The organism is Pseudomonas sp. GL-B-12 (genome assembly GCF_019955895.1).
GTDB lineage: Bacteria > Pseudomonadota > Gammaproteobacteria > Pseudomonadales > Pseudomonadaceae > Aquipseudomonas.
This window is the reverse complement of record NZ_JAHBCX010000060.1, coordinates 1-18,055: the sequence shown is the minus strand read 5'-3', so window position 1 is coordinate 18,055 and position 18,055 is coordinate 1. Positions and strand designations below refer to the sequence as shown.

General features: G+C 58.9%; 14 protein-coding genes. 2 read left to right on the top strand and 12 right to left on the bottom strand.

Annotated features, from left to right (window positions below):
* Positions 1–108: 108 nt before the first annotated feature.
* The 3 genes from KGA85_RS26975 to KGA85_RS26965 are packed head-to-tail and all read right to left on the bottom strand — an operon-like array spanning position 109 to position 3,578.
* Positions 109–1,017, bottom strand: a complete 909-nt coding sequence (locus KGA85_RS26975) for a helix-turn-helix domain-containing protein (RefSeq protein WP_223533903.1) — start codon at positions 1,015–1,017, stop codon at positions 109–111.
* Complete coding sequence (locus KGA85_RS26970; RefSeq protein ID WP_223461833.1) at positions 1,014–2,432, bottom strand: aminotransferase; 1,419 nt, start codon at positions 2,430–2,432, stop codon at positions 1,014–1,016. The genes KGA85_RS26975 and KGA85_RS26970 overlap by 4 nt, the downstream gene beginning before the upstream one ends.
* A 39-nt stretch (positions 2,433–2,471) precedes the next feature.
* Complete coding sequence (locus KGA85_RS26965; RefSeq protein WP_046042852.1) at positions 2,472–3,578, bottom strand: polyamine ABC transporter substrate-binding protein; 1,107 nt, start codon at positions 3,576–3,578, stop codon at positions 2,472–2,474.
* A gap of 217 nt (positions 3,579–3,795) precedes the next feature.
* Between KGA85_RS26965 and KGA85_RS26960 the strand changes: the two genes are divergently transcribed.
* Positions 3,796–4,578: an enoyl-CoA hydratase-related protein gene (locus tag KGA85_RS26960; RefSeq protein ID WP_223461837.1), complete on the top strand. Its 783-nt coding sequence runs from the start codon at positions 3,796–3,798 to the stop codon at positions 4,576–4,578.
* Entirely contained in the window at positions 4,575–5,756 is a 1,182-nt protein-coding gene (locus KGA85_RS26955; RefSeq protein ID WP_223538053.1) for an acetyl-CoA C-acyltransferase family protein, read from the top strand. The genes KGA85_RS26960 and KGA85_RS26955 overlap by 4 nt, the downstream gene beginning before the upstream one ends.
* A 281-nt stretch (positions 5,757–6,037) precedes the next feature.
* Here KGA85_RS26955 and KGA85_RS26950 read toward each other — a convergent pair whose 3' ends face one another.
* From KGA85_RS26950 to KGA85_RS26910, 9 genes are all read right to left on the bottom strand, one after another.
* Positions 6,038–9,250 (bottom strand): ImcF-related family protein, encoded by a 3,213-nt coding sequence (locus KGA85_RS26950; protein ID WP_411741749.1) that lies wholly within the window; start codon positions 9,248–9,250, stop codon positions 6,038–6,040.
* A 125-nt stretch (positions 9,251–9,375) separates the two neighbouring features.
* Positions 9,376–10,527, bottom strand: a complete 1,152-nt coding sequence (locus tag KGA85_RS26945) for a hypothetical protein (RefSeq protein WP_223461773.1) — start codon at positions 10,525–10,527, stop codon at positions 9,376–9,378.
* Between the two features lie 3 nt (positions 10,528–10,530).
* A complete protein-coding gene (locus KGA85_RS26940; protein WP_223461771.1) occupies positions 10,531–10,791 on the bottom strand; it encodes a PAAR domain-containing protein in 261 nt (86 codons plus the stop codon).
* Between the two features lie 204 nt (positions 10,792–10,995).
* Positions 10,996–11,955: a hypothetical protein gene (locus KGA85_RS26935; RefSeq protein WP_223461769.1), complete on the bottom strand. Its 960-nt coding sequence runs from the start codon at positions 11,953–11,955 to the stop codon at positions 10,996–10,998.
* Complete coding sequence (locus tag KGA85_RS26930) at positions 11,952–12,728, bottom strand: hypothetical protein (RefSeq protein ID WP_223461767.1); 777 nt, start codon at positions 12,726–12,728, stop codon at positions 11,952–11,954. The genes KGA85_RS26935 and KGA85_RS26930 overlap by 4 nt, the downstream gene beginning before the upstream one ends.
* A gap of 29 nt (positions 12,729–12,757) precedes the next feature.
* Entirely contained in the window at positions 12,758–14,800 is a 2,043-nt protein-coding gene (locus KGA85_RS26925) for a lipase family protein (RefSeq protein WP_223543510.1), read from the bottom strand.
* A gap of 642 nt (positions 14,801–15,442) precedes the next feature.
* Entirely contained in the window at positions 15,443–15,631 is a 189-nt protein-coding gene (locus tag KGA85_RS26920) for a hypothetical protein (protein ID WP_223543509.1), read from the bottom strand.
* Complete coding sequence (locus KGA85_RS26915) at positions 15,628–16,146, bottom strand: hypothetical protein (RefSeq protein ID WP_223543508.1); 519 nt, start codon at positions 16,144–16,146, stop codon at positions 15,628–15,630. The genes KGA85_RS26920 and KGA85_RS26915 overlap by 4 nt, the downstream gene beginning before the upstream one ends.
* 2 nt (positions 16,147–16,148) lie before the next feature.
* On the bottom strand, positions 16,149–18,055 hold a 1,907-nt coding region (locus KGA85_RS26910; RefSeq protein WP_223543507.1), incomplete at its 5' end, for a DUF2345 domain-containing protein.

Genomic DNA, 18,055 nt, shown 5'->3' with positions numbered 1-18,055 from the left:
CGCGAAAGCGGACTGACATTCAACATTAATGTTGACTGACACGCCGCTTTCGCGAGCAAGCCCGCTCCCACATTTGATCTCTGCTGGCTAAAGGTCTGTGGTCACCTCTCAATGCCTGCGCAACCACTCGATAAACAGCGCAAACAACTCCGACTGCGAACCCACCTCCAGTTTCAGGTACAGGTTCTTGCGGTGCATGCGCACAGTTTCCGGCGAGATGTTCATCTGGCTGGCCGTGGATTTCACCGAATGCCCGCGCAGGATCATGTGTGCCACTTCCCGCTCGCGCTCGGTGAGCAAGTCGCTGCCAAAATGCTCGAACGCCGACTGCACCCGGTGCTTGAGATCATCGCGCAGGCCCTGGTCTTTTTCGCACTGGATCTCGTGACTGCGCAGCATCCCGCGCCGACTGAATTCGCTGATGAATTCGTGCACCAGCGGTTCGACCGCACGCAGCAGGTTCAACTGTTCGACGCTGAGGCATTCACCACCGAAACCTTGATAAAGACTGACGGAAATCTTCGTGTCATTGCCGGTATCGACGATGTAGTAGCTGTCTTCCGAGCAGCCCGCCTTCAGGTAATAGGACTTGTAGTAGTCACTGTCGAAGAAGTTGTCCGGGGCAATTTCCTCCAGGTGATAGAAGCCTTGCGCCAACCCCTGCTCCACCGCCAGGCAGAACGGGTCGAGCAAATAACCGCCGGCAAAATAGCGTTCCAGGATCGAGACCTGATACTCCTGGGCGATCCCGCGCTGATGCAGCAGCTGGGGCGCGCGGTCCTTACGCTCCAGGCTGATCATCATCGACTCGACGGACACCAGCTGCGCCAACGCCGACGCCAGATGTTGCAGGGCGTCAGGCTCATCGATATGGGCGAATGCCTCGCGCATTCCCCCATGCCATTTGTGCAATGCCCCGAAGGGCACCGCGATCAGCGTATCGTCGTGTGGTTTGCTCATGCCCCGCAGTCTAGCGGCTGGACACGCCCTTGGTAACAGCCTGACTGACGAAATCATTGGCCCGCGTACTGTCCGCTCGCTTCAAGCTCGGCGGCCACTTCCAGAATGCATTCGCGCAGGGTCTCGACGATTTCATCGACCTGGGCAAACGTCAGGATCAACGGTGGCGACATCACATTGAGATGCATGATCGGCCGCACCAGCAAGCCCCGGGCCTGGGCCCGCACGTGGATTTTCTCGCCGATGTTGATCTCGTCGGGGAACAGCGCCTTGGTGCGTTTATCGGCGACGAACTCCACGCAGGCCATGAGTTTCTGGCAGCGCACATCGCCCACCAGCGGCAAGTCGCGCAGGGTTGCCAGGCGCTCCTCCAGATAAGCGCCCACCGTGTCGACATGGGTCAGCAGGTTCTCCCGCTCGATGATTTCGATGTTCTTCAGCGCCGCCGTGCAGCACACCGGATGGCCGCTGTAGGTGAAACCGTGGGTGAAGCAGCGGCCCTTGCCCGGTTCGGCGATGACTTTCCAGATGCGCTCGGAAAAGATGCACGCGCCCAGCGGCAGGTAAGCCGAGGTCAGACCTTTGGCGGTGGTGATGATGTCGGGCTGCACGTCGAACACATCATAGGAGGCAAAGAACTTGCCCAGTCTCCCGAACGAGGTCACCACTTCGTCGGCGACGAACAGGATGTCGTAGCGCTGGCAGACGTCCCACATGCGCTTGAGATAACCCCGGGGCGGAATGATCACCCCGCCCGAGCCCATGATCGGCTCGGCGAAGAACCCGGCGACCTTGTCCGCGCCAATCGAGAGGATCTTGTCTTCGAATTCCTTGACCAGGAACTCGAGGAACTGCGCTTCATCCATGCCGTCCGGGGCGCGGTACGGGTTGGGGTTGGAGACGTGGTGGATCAGCGGGTTGGCGTAATCGAACTCCGGCACACGGTCGGCGGCCTTGTTGCCGATCGACATGGTCAGGGTGGTGGAGCCGTGATAGGCGTTGAACCGCGCAATGACGTGCTTCTTCTCGGGTTTGCCACGGCAGTTCTGGTAGTACTGGATCAGCCGATACGCGGTGTCCACGGCGGTGGAGCCGCCGGTGGTGAGGAACACATGGTCGAGGTCACCGGGAGCGAGGCTGGCGAGTTTTTCGCACAATTGGATGGCGACGTTGTTCGACATGTCGGAAAACGGATTGGAATAGGCCAGTTGCCGCACCTGATCGGCGATGGCCTCGGCCATTTCCTCGCGGCCCAAACCAATGTTGGTGCACCACATGCCGCCCACCGCATCGAGAAAGCGGTTGCCCTGGGTGTCGTAGATGTAGGCGCCTACGCCTGCGACGATGTTCAGCGAGCCTTGTTCGGCGTGTTCGTCGAACACGTGATAGCCGTGCATATGGTGAGCCTTGTCGGCCTTGACCAGCCGGGACTCGTCCGCTGGGGAAAAAACGCTGCGTGTTGGCGTCGCCATAAATAAACCTCTAACCGAATTGACTAACGTTCGAACCCATCAGATGCCGCTTTTCACGGTGCTCCAGACCCGGGTAATCGCCCGCATGTCCTTGGCGTCCTGGGTCTTCTGCGGGAACAGGCGCTCGCGGGTCTGCGGATCGGGGTAAATCGCCGGGTTGTTGCGCACATCGGCGTTCAACAACGGCGTGGCCGCCGCGTTACTGTTGGCGTAGTTGATGAAATCACTCACATCCGCCATCACCTGCGGCTGCATCAGGTATTCCAGGAATTTGTGAGCATTGGCGACGTGCGTCGCATCGGCCGGGATGTACATGTTGTCGAACCAGATCAGCGAGCCTTCCTTGGGGATGAAGTACGCCAGGTCGATCTTCTTCTTGGCTTCTGCGGCGCGGGCCATGGCGGTGGCGTAGTCGCCGGACCAGGTCATGGCCATGCACACGTCGCCGTTGGGCAGGCTGGTCAGGTAATTGACCGAATCGAACTTGCGGATGTACGGCCGCACCGACAGCAGCAAATCCTGTGCGGCTTTCAGATCTTCCGGTGCGGCGCTGCGCGGATCACGCCCCAGGTACTTCAGGGCCATGGGAATGACTTCAGTCGGGGCATCGAGCAGGGTCACGCCGCAGTCGGCGAAGCGCGAGACGATCTTGGGGTCGAAGATCATCGCCAGCGAGCCGATCGGCGCGTCCGGCATGCGCTCCTTGATCTTGTCGACGTTGTAGGTCACGCCGTTGCTGCCCCAGGTATAGGGCGCAGAGTACTGGGTGCCAGGGTCATAGCCTTGCAGGTCTTCGAGGATCTGCGGATCCAGGTTGGTCCACCCCGGCAACTGCTTTTTATCCAGCGGCTGGAACACCTTGGCCTTGATCAGCGGTGGCGCGAGGGAGGCATTCAACACGATCAGGTCATAACCGGAATGGCCGGTGAGCAGCTTGGCCTGTACCGTTTCATAAGAATCGAATGTGTCGTAGACCACCTTGATACCGGTGGCCTTTTCGAAATCGGCGATGGTTTTTTCACCGATGTAATCCGCCCAGTTGTACAGCCGCAGCGTATTGCTGTCGTCCACTTGAGCGGCGTAGGCATGAAAGGTCAGCGGTACAACAAACAGACTGGAAATCACCTTAAGCAGCGTCTTGCCCATAGCAAATGCACCTTATAGCGAGTTCGGCTCTGGATGAGCGGATGCCCCCACTATTGGTCGATTCGCCGGGCGCGGCCATACCCCGAAAGGGTGTGTGTCGCTTTTTGGCACACCGGCATGGCAAAAAGCGGCAGTGCAGTTGACCCGTTTTGCCATAGATCCGGAGTTTGTCCGGCGCTTAAAGTGGCAGCCCTGAACCGACCCTGCAGAGCCTGCGATGACCGACCTGATCAAACACGAGCAACGCGACGGCGTGTTGACGCTGACCATCGACCGCCCGGACAAGCTCAACGCACTGAATAACGCCATGTACACGCAGTTGGCCGACCTGCTGCAGGCCGCCGACGAAGATGCACAGACCGGCGTGATCATCCTCACTGGCGGCCCGACTTGCTTCACCAGCGGCAATGATCTGGTGGATTTCCTCCAGCACCCGCCCACTCATCTGGACGCCCCGGCATTCCACCTGATGAAGGTCGTCACGCGCCTGCAAAAACCGCTGATCGCGGCAGTCTGCGGTGCGGCCATCGGCATTGGCACCACGTTGCTGCTGCATTGCGATCAGGTATTGGTCACCCGCAGCGCCAAACTGCGCATGCCGTTCGTCAACATCGGCCTGTGCCCCGAATTCGGCGCCAGCCTGTTGCTGCCCCGCCGCCTCGGCCATGCCCGCGCCGCGAGCCTGCTGCTGTTGGGCAACGGCCTGGACGGCAACGAAGCGGTGGCCTGGGGCCTGGCCAACGAAGCCTTCGATGACGGCGCACAATGCCTGGCGGCGGCGACAAAAATCGCCCAGCGCTTTCTGGCCATGCCCCAGCAAGCCTTGCGCCAGTCCCGGCAGCTGATGAAACAGGCTTCCCTGGCCGAACTGGAAGCCACCCTGCGCGAAGAAAACACGCTGTTCATCCAGCGCCTGAATACCGACGAGGCGAAAACCGCCTTGAACGCCCTGCTCAATCGCAGTACAGATAAGAATCCACCGAAAGGAAACCAGCCATGAACACTCCAGAAATCTACGTCGTCAGCGCCGCCCGTACCGCCATCGGTACATTCGGCGGTTCGCTCAAGGACGTGCCACTGGCCGACCTCGCAACCACGGCCGTGAAGGCCGCCCTGGAGCGAGCCGCCGTGGACCCGGCGCTCGTTGGCCATCTGGTGATGGGCAACGTGATCCCGACCGAAACCCGTGATGCCTACATCTCCCGCGTCGCGGCGATGAACGCCGGCATCCCGAAGGAAACCCCGGCCTACAACGTCAACCGCCTGTGCGGTTCGGGCCTGCAAGCGATCATCAACGCCGCCCAGACCCTGATGCTCGGCGATGCCGACATCGTCGTCGGTGCCGGCGCCGAATCCATGAGCCGCGGCCCATACCTGATGCCGGCCGCCCGTTGGGGTTCGCGCATGGGCAACGCCCAGGTCATCGACTACATGCTCGGCATCCTGCATGACCCGTTCCATGGCATCCACATGGGCATCACCGCCGAGAACATTGCCGCGCGCAACGGCATCACCCGCGAAATGCAGGACGCCCTGGCTTTCGAAGACCAGCAACGCGCGGCCCACGCGATTGCAAACGGCTACTTCAACGAGCAGATCGCGACCGTGGAAATCCAGGACCGTAAGGGCGTCAAACTGTTCAGCGTCGACGAACACCCGCGCGCCACGTCCCTGGAACAGCTGGCTGCGATGAAGCCGGCATTCAAGAAGGACGGCTCGGTCACCGCCGGCAACGCCTCGGGCCTCAACGACGGCGCCGCCGCACTGGTCATGGCCAGCGGCAACGCGGTCCAGGCCAACAACCTGAAACCACTCGCCCGCCTGGTCAGCTACGCCCACGCCGGCGTCGAACCTGAGTTCATGGGCCTGGGCCCGATCCCGGCCACCCGCCTGGCACTCAAGCGCGCCGGCCTGACCGTCGCCGACCTGGACGTGATCGAAGCCAACATCGCCTTCGCCGCCCAGGCCTGCGCCGTCAGCCAGGAACTGGACCTCGACCCGGCCAAGGTCAACCCGAACGGTTCGGGCATCGCCCTGGGCCACCCGGTGGGCGCGACCGGCGCGATCATCGCCACCAAGGCCATCCACGAACTGCACCGCACCGGCGGCCGTTACGCGCTGGTGACCATGTGCATCGGTGGTGGCCAAGGGATTGCGGCGATTTTTGAACGCGTGTAATCACCCTGCCTTACGCAAAACTGTAGGAGCTGGCTTGCCAGCGATGACGACCTCAAGGACAACCCGACCCTGAGGCCCCCATCGCCAGCAAGCCGGCTCCTACGGACCGTAACCCCCGCATTTCTCCTTGATGTATTTACCCGCCAACAAGTCGCATTTCGTCAATCCGCGCCCTGGATTAGCCCCCAGAACACGCAGCCGTTCCGCGCGGCCAGTGACTGATGAGATCGCTACCCACCACATCACCGACTTCGCCGTAAACCGGCTGCCACCAATCGAAATCAAAGCGGCGGCTTTTCCCCCTTGTCCAGAAAGATCTGCGCCGGCAGCTTGAAGTCGCGCAGTTTGAGCAAGGCCAGCGGCCCTGCACCCAGTTCAGTGCGCAGGTGCCAGGTCAGGTCGAGGCCGTCTGGGGCCTGAAGCTGCACGCGGTACTGGCTGTCGGTGTCGTTCAGGGCGGTGATTTTTGCCTGTTCGAGCAGGCGGATCAGGCCCCAGGTGCCTTCGTAGTCGCCGAACAGCCGTTCATTGGCCAGCACACTGATCCACAACAAACGCGTGCCCGGGTGCTGGCTGAAGCCCGGCCAGCTAAAGCGCTGCCAGCGTTCCTTCTGGTTGAAATACTCGTGTTTTTCGCCGTTGAGGATGAAGGTGGTCTGCACCACGTCGCGCACCGGCTTGCCGCGCAACTCGAAGCTCAGGCCCATGCCGCCGTCGGTGTAGAGCACGTCGGCGAGGTGGCTGAGCTGGTTGATCGCCGCGAGGAACTTGGGGTTGAAGTGCAGGCCCTGGCTGTGCCGCGAATCGGCCACCCAGCGGCTGCCTTCCTTGCGCAGCACGCCGCCCAATTGCTGCTGGAGGAACTGGTCGATGCGCCCGGCGTCGGCGCGGATCATCTGCCCGAGCATCGGTAGCGAGGCGTCGCTGCCGGTGGCGGCAAAGGGATAGCGACCGGCAAAGGCGCCCTGCCAGTCGCGCACGATCGCCCGTTGCCACTGGCTGTTGAGCCCCGCCACCGAGGGTTGCAGCACCCGTTGCCAGGCCTGCTCCAGCGGTTGCACGAACAGCGCCTGGCCGATGCCGTCCCATTCGGCGCCGAGGCTGGCGGCGAGCAGGCTGCCGTAGACCTGGGTGTCGGTGAGGTCGACGCTGTGACCTTGGAAAACTGATTGCGCCAGGGCCTGGGTCATCGCCTGGGGATTGGGTGCGTTGCTCACCTGCTGCAACTTCAGGCGCACCCGGGTGACGCGGTTGAGGAAGGCTTGCAGGCTCAGGCGTTCGCTGTCGTTTTGGCTGTCGACGTCTTTGCCCAGCAAGGTCAACAGCGGGCCAAAGGTGGCGTCCAGCGGGCTGCCGCTGCCGGGCATGCCCTGATCGATCACCGGCACTGGCTCCTTGCCGAGCAACTGCTGCGCCGACTGCACCAGCGAGTCGGCCAGCGCCTGACGACGGGTGCCGGCCTGGCCCTGATAAGCCAAGGTGTTCATCAGGGCGATCAGCGGCGACTGGCGCACATCGCTCATCAGCGCCAACTGGTCGATCACCTCGCCGAGGCTGTCGACCGGTTGCCAACGCAGTTGGTTGAGAAAATCCAGCCAGGCGTTGGCGTAATCCTGGAAATAGCGTTCGGTCAGGCGCTGCTTGAGCTGCTCCGGGCTCAGGTCGGCGGCGAGACGCGCCGGGTTGTCGCTGAGCACCCAGTCGATTTCCTCGCGGCGTGCCTCGGCGATGGCGTCGATGGCCGGGCGTACCTGGCCTTCCCAGGTCTGGCGGGTGAACACGCCCGGCACCTCCGCTGAAGTGGCAAACAACGCCGATGCCTCGGTGTCGCCGACCATCTGCGCCAGACCGAGCGCCGGCGCGTGATTGGCCGCGTTGTCGAGCACGTTTTGGTACAGGGTGGCTTCGCCGTTGCGCTGGCCTAGCTGGCTGATCAGGACCTGGCGGACCTGGGTGACCAGCTTGGGGTCGGCGTCGATGCGCCAGTTGGGGTGGGTGGCCAGTTGTTCGGCGTAGAACTGCCACAGGGTTGGGGCCAGTGCGTGCCAGAGGCCTGGTGAGTAGCCGGTGCTTTGCGGTTCGGCTTGCACCAAGGCTTGGGTGAGAAAGGCCGAATCGGTTTTTTCCGGGCGCGCCAGCATCAAATAGGCCTTGAGTTGCGCGTAGGCCGCTTGGGCTCGCTTGGCACGCTCGGGGCTGTCCGGTGGCAGCTTGACCAGAGCCTTGAGGCGGGCCTTGAGGGTGGCCGCTGCCGGGTCGCGCAGCAGGCGCTGGTTGGCTTCGACGTAACGCGGCCAGAGCGTGGCCAATAGCGCATCGTTCTGGTTGAGGCCGAAACGCTGGTACCACGGGGTGCCGTGGCTGGCGCGGTAATTCAAGCGGTCCAGCTCGCGGGTCAGTTCGTTGAGGGCACTCAGTTGCGCGTCGCCGGGGGTGGCTTGTTGCAGGGTGGTCAACGAGGTTTGCACATGGTGGATCTGCACGCGGTTGCTGATGAACGACAGCAGCATGCCGGCGCCCCACAGCAGGGCTACGGTCAACGCCAAGCCATAAGCGACGCGCGGAGTGCTCCAGCCCAGGCGACGGCTTGGTTGTTTTGGGTCGCCGAGCACGCCTTGCCAGGCAGGGTCCATGGGCCAGAAGTGTTCTTCCTTGTTCTGCGTTGTATTGGACAACGGCAGGCTGAACCACAGTCCGCGCAATGGCAGATCTTGCCTGGATTGCCCGAACCACGGAGCCAATGCCTGGCGCCAGCGTGATACGCCTTCGACCTCCAGGTCCCGCGCCAGACGCACCAGGAAGTCATGCGCCATGGCCTTGTTCATCTGCGCCCACCCCTCTTGGCGCATGGGGCCGAGCAGACCGTACAGCGACGTTTCGAGGTCTGATGCGGTGAGACGTGACGGTAGCGCGCAACCCACCGCCTGGCTCGGACGCTTGTCCTGCACCCAGTGACTGGCGCAGACCTGCCACAGGTGCAGCGGCAGCGACCACCCTAATGCCCGCGCCAGCGCCTGCAAATGACGCCGGCCGCTGCCCATCCGGTTGCCGTCGGCGCTCTGCTCGGCATTCACCGCCCAGACCACGCCGTCGAAGGCACGCCAACGGGTCAGGCGACGGAACTGAGCGATCACCTTATCGTCCAGTGCTTGCTGCACGCTGCCACCCCACAGCAGCACGGTGCCCTCGTCTTCCAGCCAATGGTCCGGACCCAGGCCGGGGGCAACGGCCGTGATTTGCTCGGGCTCGCCGACGATGAGCAGGAAGCGGGTTTTGCGACGCCAGAAAAGGCCGCGGTTGGCACTCAGGGACTCGAGCAATGGCGTAATGTCAAATTCTGGGTCCTTAGGCAGCACCAAACCCGCGTCCTTCCGGGGCAACACCTTGTCTGTCTGCCCCTGATCGCGGTGACTTCGCCGCTTCAACTGCATCAACAAACGGGGAGCAAGATGCCCGATCGCTGCAATAAGAACGATCAACAAGAAAGCAAGCATCCGGTGATGGTTTTCCACCAGCCCCATCCGCTCACCATAGGCCTGTATCACCCAGGCCAGGGCTGCCATCAATACACTGATCCACACCACCGCACCCGCGCGACGCCATGGGTTGCTCCATCCTTTCATGCCACGTCTCCCTCGATAACGGTACTGATCCAATACCGTGACTCATCTTTGGCGAGCAGCAGCACTGGCTGCCGCTGGTGTTGAACCATCTCCACCCCGAAGGCCGCTGCCAACCAATGCCCAAAGGGACCGGGCAGCCCGCACAGGTGCTCCTGAACCCACAGCTGCTGCGCATTCAACGAGGCCGCCTGAGCACCGATAGTGGCGAAGACATTGCCAGTCAGCGGCTGCCAGTCAGCGCCGTCCGCCAACACAGCCGTCGCCTGAAGCGCCATCGTCTGGGTTTGCTGGAACAGCGCCAGCTCGCTGTTCAACGTGGCGACATCCAAGGGCATCGGGCGCAACAAGCCACCTTGCACAGGAAGGTCCCAGGCAACGGCCAACTGGTCTGGACATAGCAACAAGGCCGCCAGCCCATCGGAGTACGCCTCCCCGCCGTTAACCTGCACGACCAGGATCAAGTCGAGGGCTGCGCTGGCAGACTTCAGCGTGTCGTCGATCCATTGGCACGACAATTCATCGGTCTGGGTGACCGTTGCAGGTAGCGTGAGATGGGCGGTTTGCCACTGCTGCCAGACGTCGCGCAGTGCAGCGTATTGATCAGGCTCAACATCACTCAACAGCGTGACTCGCAACGCCTGTTCGGCAGGCAAGGCCTGCAAGGCCGGCGCGAGCACTGGCAATAACAACTGCAACCCCGCCTGCGCGCGATCGCCCTGCTCGGGCAGAGCAGCTATGCGCCTGGCTTGCCCTGTACGCAGCGGCATATCCCGGCGGCCTGGCAGCCCACTGGCAGACACCTGATCCGGCAGCAGCACACAGCTGTTATGCACGGCCAGATAGCGTTGCGCCCAGCCTTGCCAGGCCAACTGCGCATTGGCTGCCTCCTCCTTGAGAAATTGATGCTGGCCGAGCGCTCCACCGTAGAAATAGGCACGGGTAGCGAACAGCAACACCCAGACCAGCAGTGGCGAGCCAGTCAATAACCAGACATTGATCGCCTGCAGTTGCGCTAACTGAATTGAGGCGTGCAACAGAAACAACAGCACACCCACCACCACCGCGACGACGGCCGCGAGTACCCAACGACCCAGCATCGGCGGCGTCGGAGCTTGCACCACAGAAGGTGCCTTTCTATCCCAGCCCATGGCTCAACCCACCCCACAGTCAGGCGCGCTTGAAATCACCTGGCATCCGCATTCACTGCGACAGCCATCGACCACCATTGCCCGGCCATCTTCCCAGCAGTCGGAACAGCCATCAACGATGGGATTGGTGCCATGGGCTGGACAACTGACCTCATCCCCCACCAAAGCCACGGGCTTGCCATGAACAAATGTGGTGGACGAAGCCGATATCACTTCTCCATCGTGTGTGGTCCTGTCACCCAGCAAAACAAATCCCTGAGACATAAAATCAAACTCCATTAGTCGAGTGTTGTGAACGAGAGGTGAGCTCAGTTTTTTTAAGGCATGGGCTCTTTCGTAGCAGGCGCACGGGTTGACCATCGGCCTGTTGTGTCACCCGCAAGGTTTCGCCAAGTCGTCCCTGCAAATAGAGGAATTCCCGATTGCGTATCAGTTCGAAGGAGGTGTACTTGGCAGGAAAAAAGTAGCTCACTGTTTACTTTCCGCTGCCTGGCGGATGGCTTGCAATTTGCGGAAATCCGGTCTTGAGCGTCCATCTGTCACAACGCTCCCATCGGGATAGGTGAAGCTTGTGTGATTGCCCTTCTTTTTCACCTTCGGCTGCACAGAGGTGACTAGGAAGCCTGAATGCAGTACGGGTTCGAAATACACTTCTCGGGCTTGCAAGGCCTGATACATCAAGTAAATATTTCCCACGCTCTCCAAGCTAATCTGTTTTCTGTAGCCTCCAAGAAAGGCTTCACTCAACCATGGGTAATAGTCCTCCTTGATCGTCAAATCTCCCTCTACTTTGATTGGTAATCCGGAACTTCTGGAAGGCCGGTTGTGGTCAAACATCACCACTACTCCCCCACCTGCGCCATAAGTCACGTTCTCGCCAAAGCGGGCGGGATTGCTATAGGCGACACCAAACATCACATTGCTCAGATGCCACTGACACGCACCGCCACCATCGATCGGTAACTTGGCCTGGAAGAGATCACTCGCCCCCTGGCGCTGCAATTGCACATCAATGCCGTGATAACCCTCCAACTCAATGCGCACACCGCTCGCCCCGTGGGTGATGTTCTTGCAGACTGCCGAGCGGTACATCACCTCCAAGGTTTCCGTTTCGAGTTCCTGGGGTACTTTCACGGTGATGGTCATCTGTTCGCTATCTGGTGGTGGCGACAGGCTTCGATCCTTGGCGCAACCACTGAGGCTGACGAACAGGCTGAGCAACGCGAAGGGCACTTTCATGATCATGGCCGGTACTTTGAGCGCGCGGGCCGAGTTCAACGCGGGACGTTTGCGCAGCAGCCATTTGGTACCCCCATAGGTCTGTTGCGTTATCTGCAAGGTTTTGCCGAGACGACTTTGCAAATGGAGGAACACCTGGTTGCGTGCCAGTTCTAAGGAGTTGATCTGGGCTGGAGAGACAACGCTCATTGTTGGTTCTCCGCTGCCTGGCGGATCGCTTGCAACTTACGGAAATTCGGTCCCCAACGGCCATCCGGTTCGACACTGCCATCTGGATAAGTGATTACAGTGTGGTTGCCTTCTTTCTTTACCTTTGGCCCGGCCGAATAAACGACAAAATCAGGATGCAAGACGGGCTCGAAATATACCTGCCGGGCTTGCAGGGCCTGATACATCACATAAATATCGCCCTCGCTTGTTAAGCTGACAGTTTTTTTGTAGGGACCTATAAATTCTTCATCAACCCAAGGGTAATAGTCCTTCTTGATCGTCAAATCTCCCTCTACTTTTATCGGTAAACCAGAACTTCTGGATGGCCGATTATGGTCAAACATGACCACCACTCCCCCGCCTGCGCCACAAGTAACGTTCTCGCCAAAGCGCGCGGGATTGCGATAGGCGACACCAAACATCACGTTGCTCAGATGCCACTGACAAGCACCGCCGCCATCGATTGGCAACTTGGCCTGGAAGAGATCACTCCCCCCCAGACGCTGCAATTGCACATCAATACCGTGATAACCCTCCAACTCGATGCGCACACCGCTCGCTCCGTGGGTGATGTTCTTGCACACTGCCGAGCGGTACATCACCTCCAGGGTTTCCGTTTCGAGTTCCAGAGGCACTTTCACTGTGATGGTCATCTGTTCGCTATCTAGCGGTGGCGACAAGCTTCGATCCTTGGCGCAACCACTGAGGCTCACGAACAGGCTGAGTAACGCTACGGGCATTTTCTTGATCATGGTCGGATCCTTGACGGCGCTGGCCGTACTCAACAGTGGGCTCTTTCATAGCAGGCGCTCGAGTCGGCCACGGCGTCGAAGCGTTGCAACGCTTCGGCACCGCCATCAGCCTGTTGCGTCACCCGCAAGCTTTCGCCAAGACGACTCTGCAACTCGAGGAAGACCTGGTTGCGTGCCAGTTCGTCTTCGACAAGGTCTGCGTAGTTATCCCTGATCTGCTGCTCGAAACTCTGTCGATCCAGTTGGCGCTTCAACAACGGCGAGCGCTCAGGATTGATTGACTCCAGCAACTGGCCGTAGATGTACGGCTGGTAATTGCCCATCAAATGGTTGCCCAAGCCCACGATCCGGCCTGCTTTGGGATTGCTGAAGGGCGGGAAAAACCTCGTCCGGCTCTCAGCGGTCAACGAAGTGGTAAGGCGCTGCTGCGCCTGCTCGGCCTGCTGATCGTTGTCAGGGCTCAGACTTGGGACCAGATAAAACTTGACCTTTTCCGACAGGCGATAGGCGATGGTGGTGTGGTAAGGCGCGCCAAGCCCGTCCTTGTTTCGATAGGCGGGGTACGACGAGCCTCGCTGGCGGGTGTGCTGTTCGGCCCTGAAAAACATGGCGATTTCGCCGTGGTGACAGAAGGGGTCGCCATGCCGAAACAGCTGGCTGGCGGTCAACTGCAGCATCGACCAGGTAAATCCCAGAGTAGTGCCCAGCGGGCCATAGAGGTCGTACAGATAGTTATCCAACGCTGCTTCGGGTGGCACGCTGGGGACTGGGTCGATGTCGTTGACGTGACGGAAATGCACGATCTCGTCAAGGCACTTTACGGCCTTCAGGGTGAAGGTGCGCGGCATGCCGTAGGTGTACAGCAGAGGATTTTGTGCTTTCAATGATGCGGCATGCACTAACCCAAGGGCGCCGCCCAAGCTGTGACCGCAAATGAACAGATTCCTGTCTCGAACCCTATCAGGGATTGTCTTCCCTAGATCCTTGGCATAAATCCTACTAGCCAACTCGAACGACTCACGAAACCCAAGGTGCACACTGCCCTCCGGCGTCAGATCGGCACAGGGCACCTTGGGCTCGCACAGACCCTGCACTTCCGGTTTTACCGGGCGGAAAGTCGCGTCAGTAATTAGATCGGCGCGACGGTCCATCTCCGTGCCCCGCCAGGCCACCAGCACCTGGGTGGCATTGACGGCATAAAACAGTTGGGTGTCTCCTACCGGCGGCTCGGCCTTTTTCGTGTCCAGCATCAGCGCCTGGCTATAGCGTTGATCGAACGGAACATCGGTCACCACGCAGAGCAGGTTTTGGCGGTCGTCCCACACTCTGGGGGTACGCGACAGGTCCAGGCACTGCTGCAGAAAAAACTCTTCAGCCGAGCCGCGGCTCCCCGGTTCGGCACGGCTGTAGGCCATAATGCTCATCAGCGACAAGTTGTAAGCATTGACCAGGCTGTACTCCGAATGGTGATGCAAGGTCAGTGACCAAGCGCGCAACGGGCACACTTCCAGCACATGCCGGCGATCGAGCTGATCGTCGCCAATGGTAAACCCGCCGAACTTCGGGTCTGGAAAATGGTAGGCCGGAGGTTGCCTGGCATCCGCCAAGGGCGGGTCGAATGTCGGCAGTCGATCGCACAATTGGCCGATACGCAGGTAGTGATAGCCATGCCCGGCTGCGACCGCCTGCTGTTCGATGGGCGAGAAGCCCGAACGCTGCGGACCATACAGCGGCGTGCGATCAGCGAAGCCGGGGCGTGCAGGTTCGGCTCGCTGGGCACGCAGGCGGCGATTTTGCAGTATCTCCGCCAAGAGCTCGGCGTCTATCAGCAAGGTGATGGCCAACGGGTGCAGGCCGTCCAGGCGGATCACTCCCTCGGCATCGGTGCGGCCGCTGTACTCCGGAATGAAGTCGCTGCGGGTCGCCTCGTTGCACGCGCGATAGGGCAGGTTCGCCAGGGGCTCGCCCTGTTCATCGAGCATCTGGAACTCGATCCAGTGCATTTTCTGTTTGCCGCAAATCACTGTCTTGCAGGAGCCCAATGTGTCCGTACGGTGGAGGGTGTCGTTCATATTGTCCATTTCATGAATAGTTATATAGTTTCAGCCACTGATTGCGGTCCCATTTCAAAGAACGAACCTGTCCTGTTAGCTGGACGCTAGAAAATCAGTCAGGTGTGCGCATATTTTTTTTGGCATCGCAGAATGGAATAACCATCGCCCCGTCTGGCAAATAGGTGTACTCAAAGTACTCGAAGCCACCATCATTTTTTCTCCCAATACAAAACGACACTCTATAAACATCGTTCGATCCAGAAGCATCTGGTTATTCGAAATACATAAGTTCTATTTTCCTCAAATTTTAATTGGCGCTCGCTTAAGCCAAAACGCTCCAGTTCATATCCAACCGGCGCAGAACCATATATAAAGCACTCACCCGATCTTAATATCAATGGACTCGCATTTGACTTAAGTGCCACCGCCCAAAAACCTCCTTGCGACACGTAGCTTTCGAAAATAACAGCCCACCCAACCGAAAACGAACGCTTCGCATCAGATGGCAAGCATATAGCCGGATTCCCATTAACCGATTCCAATACACCATATTCCGTGCGACCCAAGGGGGTCGCAAACGCTGAAAAACCAACCGCACCGAACAGCAGAGCAACTATCAATCTATAAAAATTCATATATACAAACCTATCCCGGAAGATTTTATTTATCTAATGGATTTGCAAAAAAATTCTCAAGAGTGGTCACAAGCAATCCCTCTCTCACCCCAGCATTGCTTCTATTCCAGACACTACCCGGCTTACCCTCAATACTTATCATGTAGTAATCTGAAATAATCTCACCTTGCTGCTCCATATTGTAATCGGACAACTTTTCAGTTTTTATTTTCATCTTCCTTCACCCGACACCGAACAAAGTGAAGGTCTGACTTCCTTTCCGGCTTGATCATATATGTATTGAAGATACACAGGCCCGTCGTTATTTTTCTTGGCCATACAAAAAACCGCGTCGAAAAACAAGATACTTTGTCGTGTAGGGTTCGTAACGCTTATGTTGATTCTCGTGTAATAGACGCCTCCAATACTCAAGGGTTTTGCATCTACCACAGGTTGATACCCGGAAGGAATGGCCCCATAAAAAATGCAGCCACCTGATTCGAGTAACATGGCCTCCCATGATTTTTTAAGTTCCAACTGCCACATGGTCGACCCTTTACCGAGCAAGGGTTTAATTTCAGATACCGATATAGAGTTCACCACCACAGTTTCTGATATTTCTTGCGGAATACAAATTGCTAACCGCCCATTTTCAGAAGCAATAACAGCGTCCCCCGGCAACCCCCAGGGGGTGGATTGAGCTAAACTTGAAAAAAACATTAACCCAAGACTAAATCGCACCGTTATCATGACTAACCTCGACCCGGAAGATTTTTTCTGTCAGATGGATCAGCCAAGAAATGTCGCAATACAGACACTAACAGGTCAGGGTCGTTATATTTATTATTTGAGTTCCAGACCCCTTCGGAATCTTGTACCAGACAAATCATATAATAGTCAGAGATTATTTCTCCTTGCTGCTCCATATTGTAATTCGAGAGTAGCTCACTCGAAGATAGGGAGTATTGATACGCCTTTGCACCTTGACTCGTTACTGTCATGCCGGCTTTCTTGACCGGATAACCCATCTGGTATTGCCATACATGGGTCATCTCGTGCATAAACAACGCTTTATCGCGACCTCTCGATGTTTCCGAGAAGTCATCTCGATAAAGCTTGGTACTTTCCGGAAAATACATCTCCCCATTCGGCGTCACCGCAGTATTTTGAAACCCGACAAACAACCACCATCCGCCGTGATGTACTTTGACCTTGCTGTAATTGACTGCATCTTTAAAGACGGTTTGCGCCATGGCGATTTCGCCGGACGTCAGGGAACGCTTCTTGCCTTTGGGTAGGCGAACATCTTTAGTCGAGTGGCCCACGTCCGTATCGTTGGTTGAAACATCATTGGAGGTCAGGTCAACTTGCATTGGCGCCTGGGCGTTTTGCGCCGCGCAACAAAGCGGTTGCGCCCCCTCGGGTGGAAACAGCAGCAATTGGGTGATCTGCGTCGGCTTCTCGGTCACCAACCGTTGGGTGTAACCTTGCTCATCAGTCACCCCATCCAGAAGTCGGCCATCAGCCAGTGTGGCCGAGTACTTGATGTTGCTTGCCAATTCGCCATTCGGGCCAAGCAGTCGAAGTTGTTCGTCATAAGAGGTGGTGTTCGGAAACTCAATCTTCAGCCCACCCGGCAACAAGGTATGAGCGCTCATGGTTCGCCCTTCCTTGTCGGTTACGCCGTTAAACACTTCGCCCTGTTCAGTGGTGATCCGGTAGCGGGTAAACGCCAGCGGTACCTGGGCCTCATTTTTCAGAACGTATTCCGCGGAGTAACCTCCGGGTAACGGTGTTGCCGGCGTATCCAGCCTGGCGCTGCCAAGCTTTTGCACATGCTTGGCCCGTTGATAGATATTGCCGGGGGCGCCCTGATCGAGGTCGCCGTCTTTCAAGCGGACAAAGACCCCTCCGCATTCCAATATCAGCTCTTTCTCAGCGCGGATGTGCACCCGGCCATCCACGCTCTCAATCTTGATATCGCCCTTGGCCAGTGCGTGCAGAAGGCCTTCCAGAGCATGCAAATCGATGTTGCCCTTGGCCGCCTTGAGCTGCATGTCCGCGCTGTGTGCGAGCAGGCTGATTCCGTCCTCGGCGGTGGCGGTGATGTTCTGCCCGGCGCTGAGATCGACGTTGTGCGCGGCGACGATGCCCACGCTTTCGCTTCCCGAGGACAGGCACACCGCCTCCGGGCTGACCACGCCTATACCTGCCGGGGCATGCAGCAACAACCCCGGTTGTTTCAAGCCATCGAGGACTTGGTTGAGCTGTTGTTGACTGGCGGTATCGCCGGGGGTGGCTTTGGCTGCGCGGGCTGCGTCGGCCAGGGAGCGCGCCAGCGACAAGGCGTTTTCCAGCTGCGTAATGGCGTCGGCCATGTCGAGCTGGCTACCCTGCGCTTTGGGCTGTGCATCGGCACTGATGAACACACCCTTGCCACCTCTTATGGCGCCCCACTCATCGGTCCGCAGCTCAAACCCTTCCCCGCGCTTCTTCCGCTGGCCATCCACCAGATGCCCCAGATTCAGCTGACTCTTGCCGCCATACTCGGTACTGAGCTTGATGTGCTCCTGCCCCCGCGTGTCATCCAGGCGCAGCTTGTTGTTGGCCGGCGTGCGCAGCACGTTGCGGTGGTCGTTGCGCTGGGTCACCAGGTCCG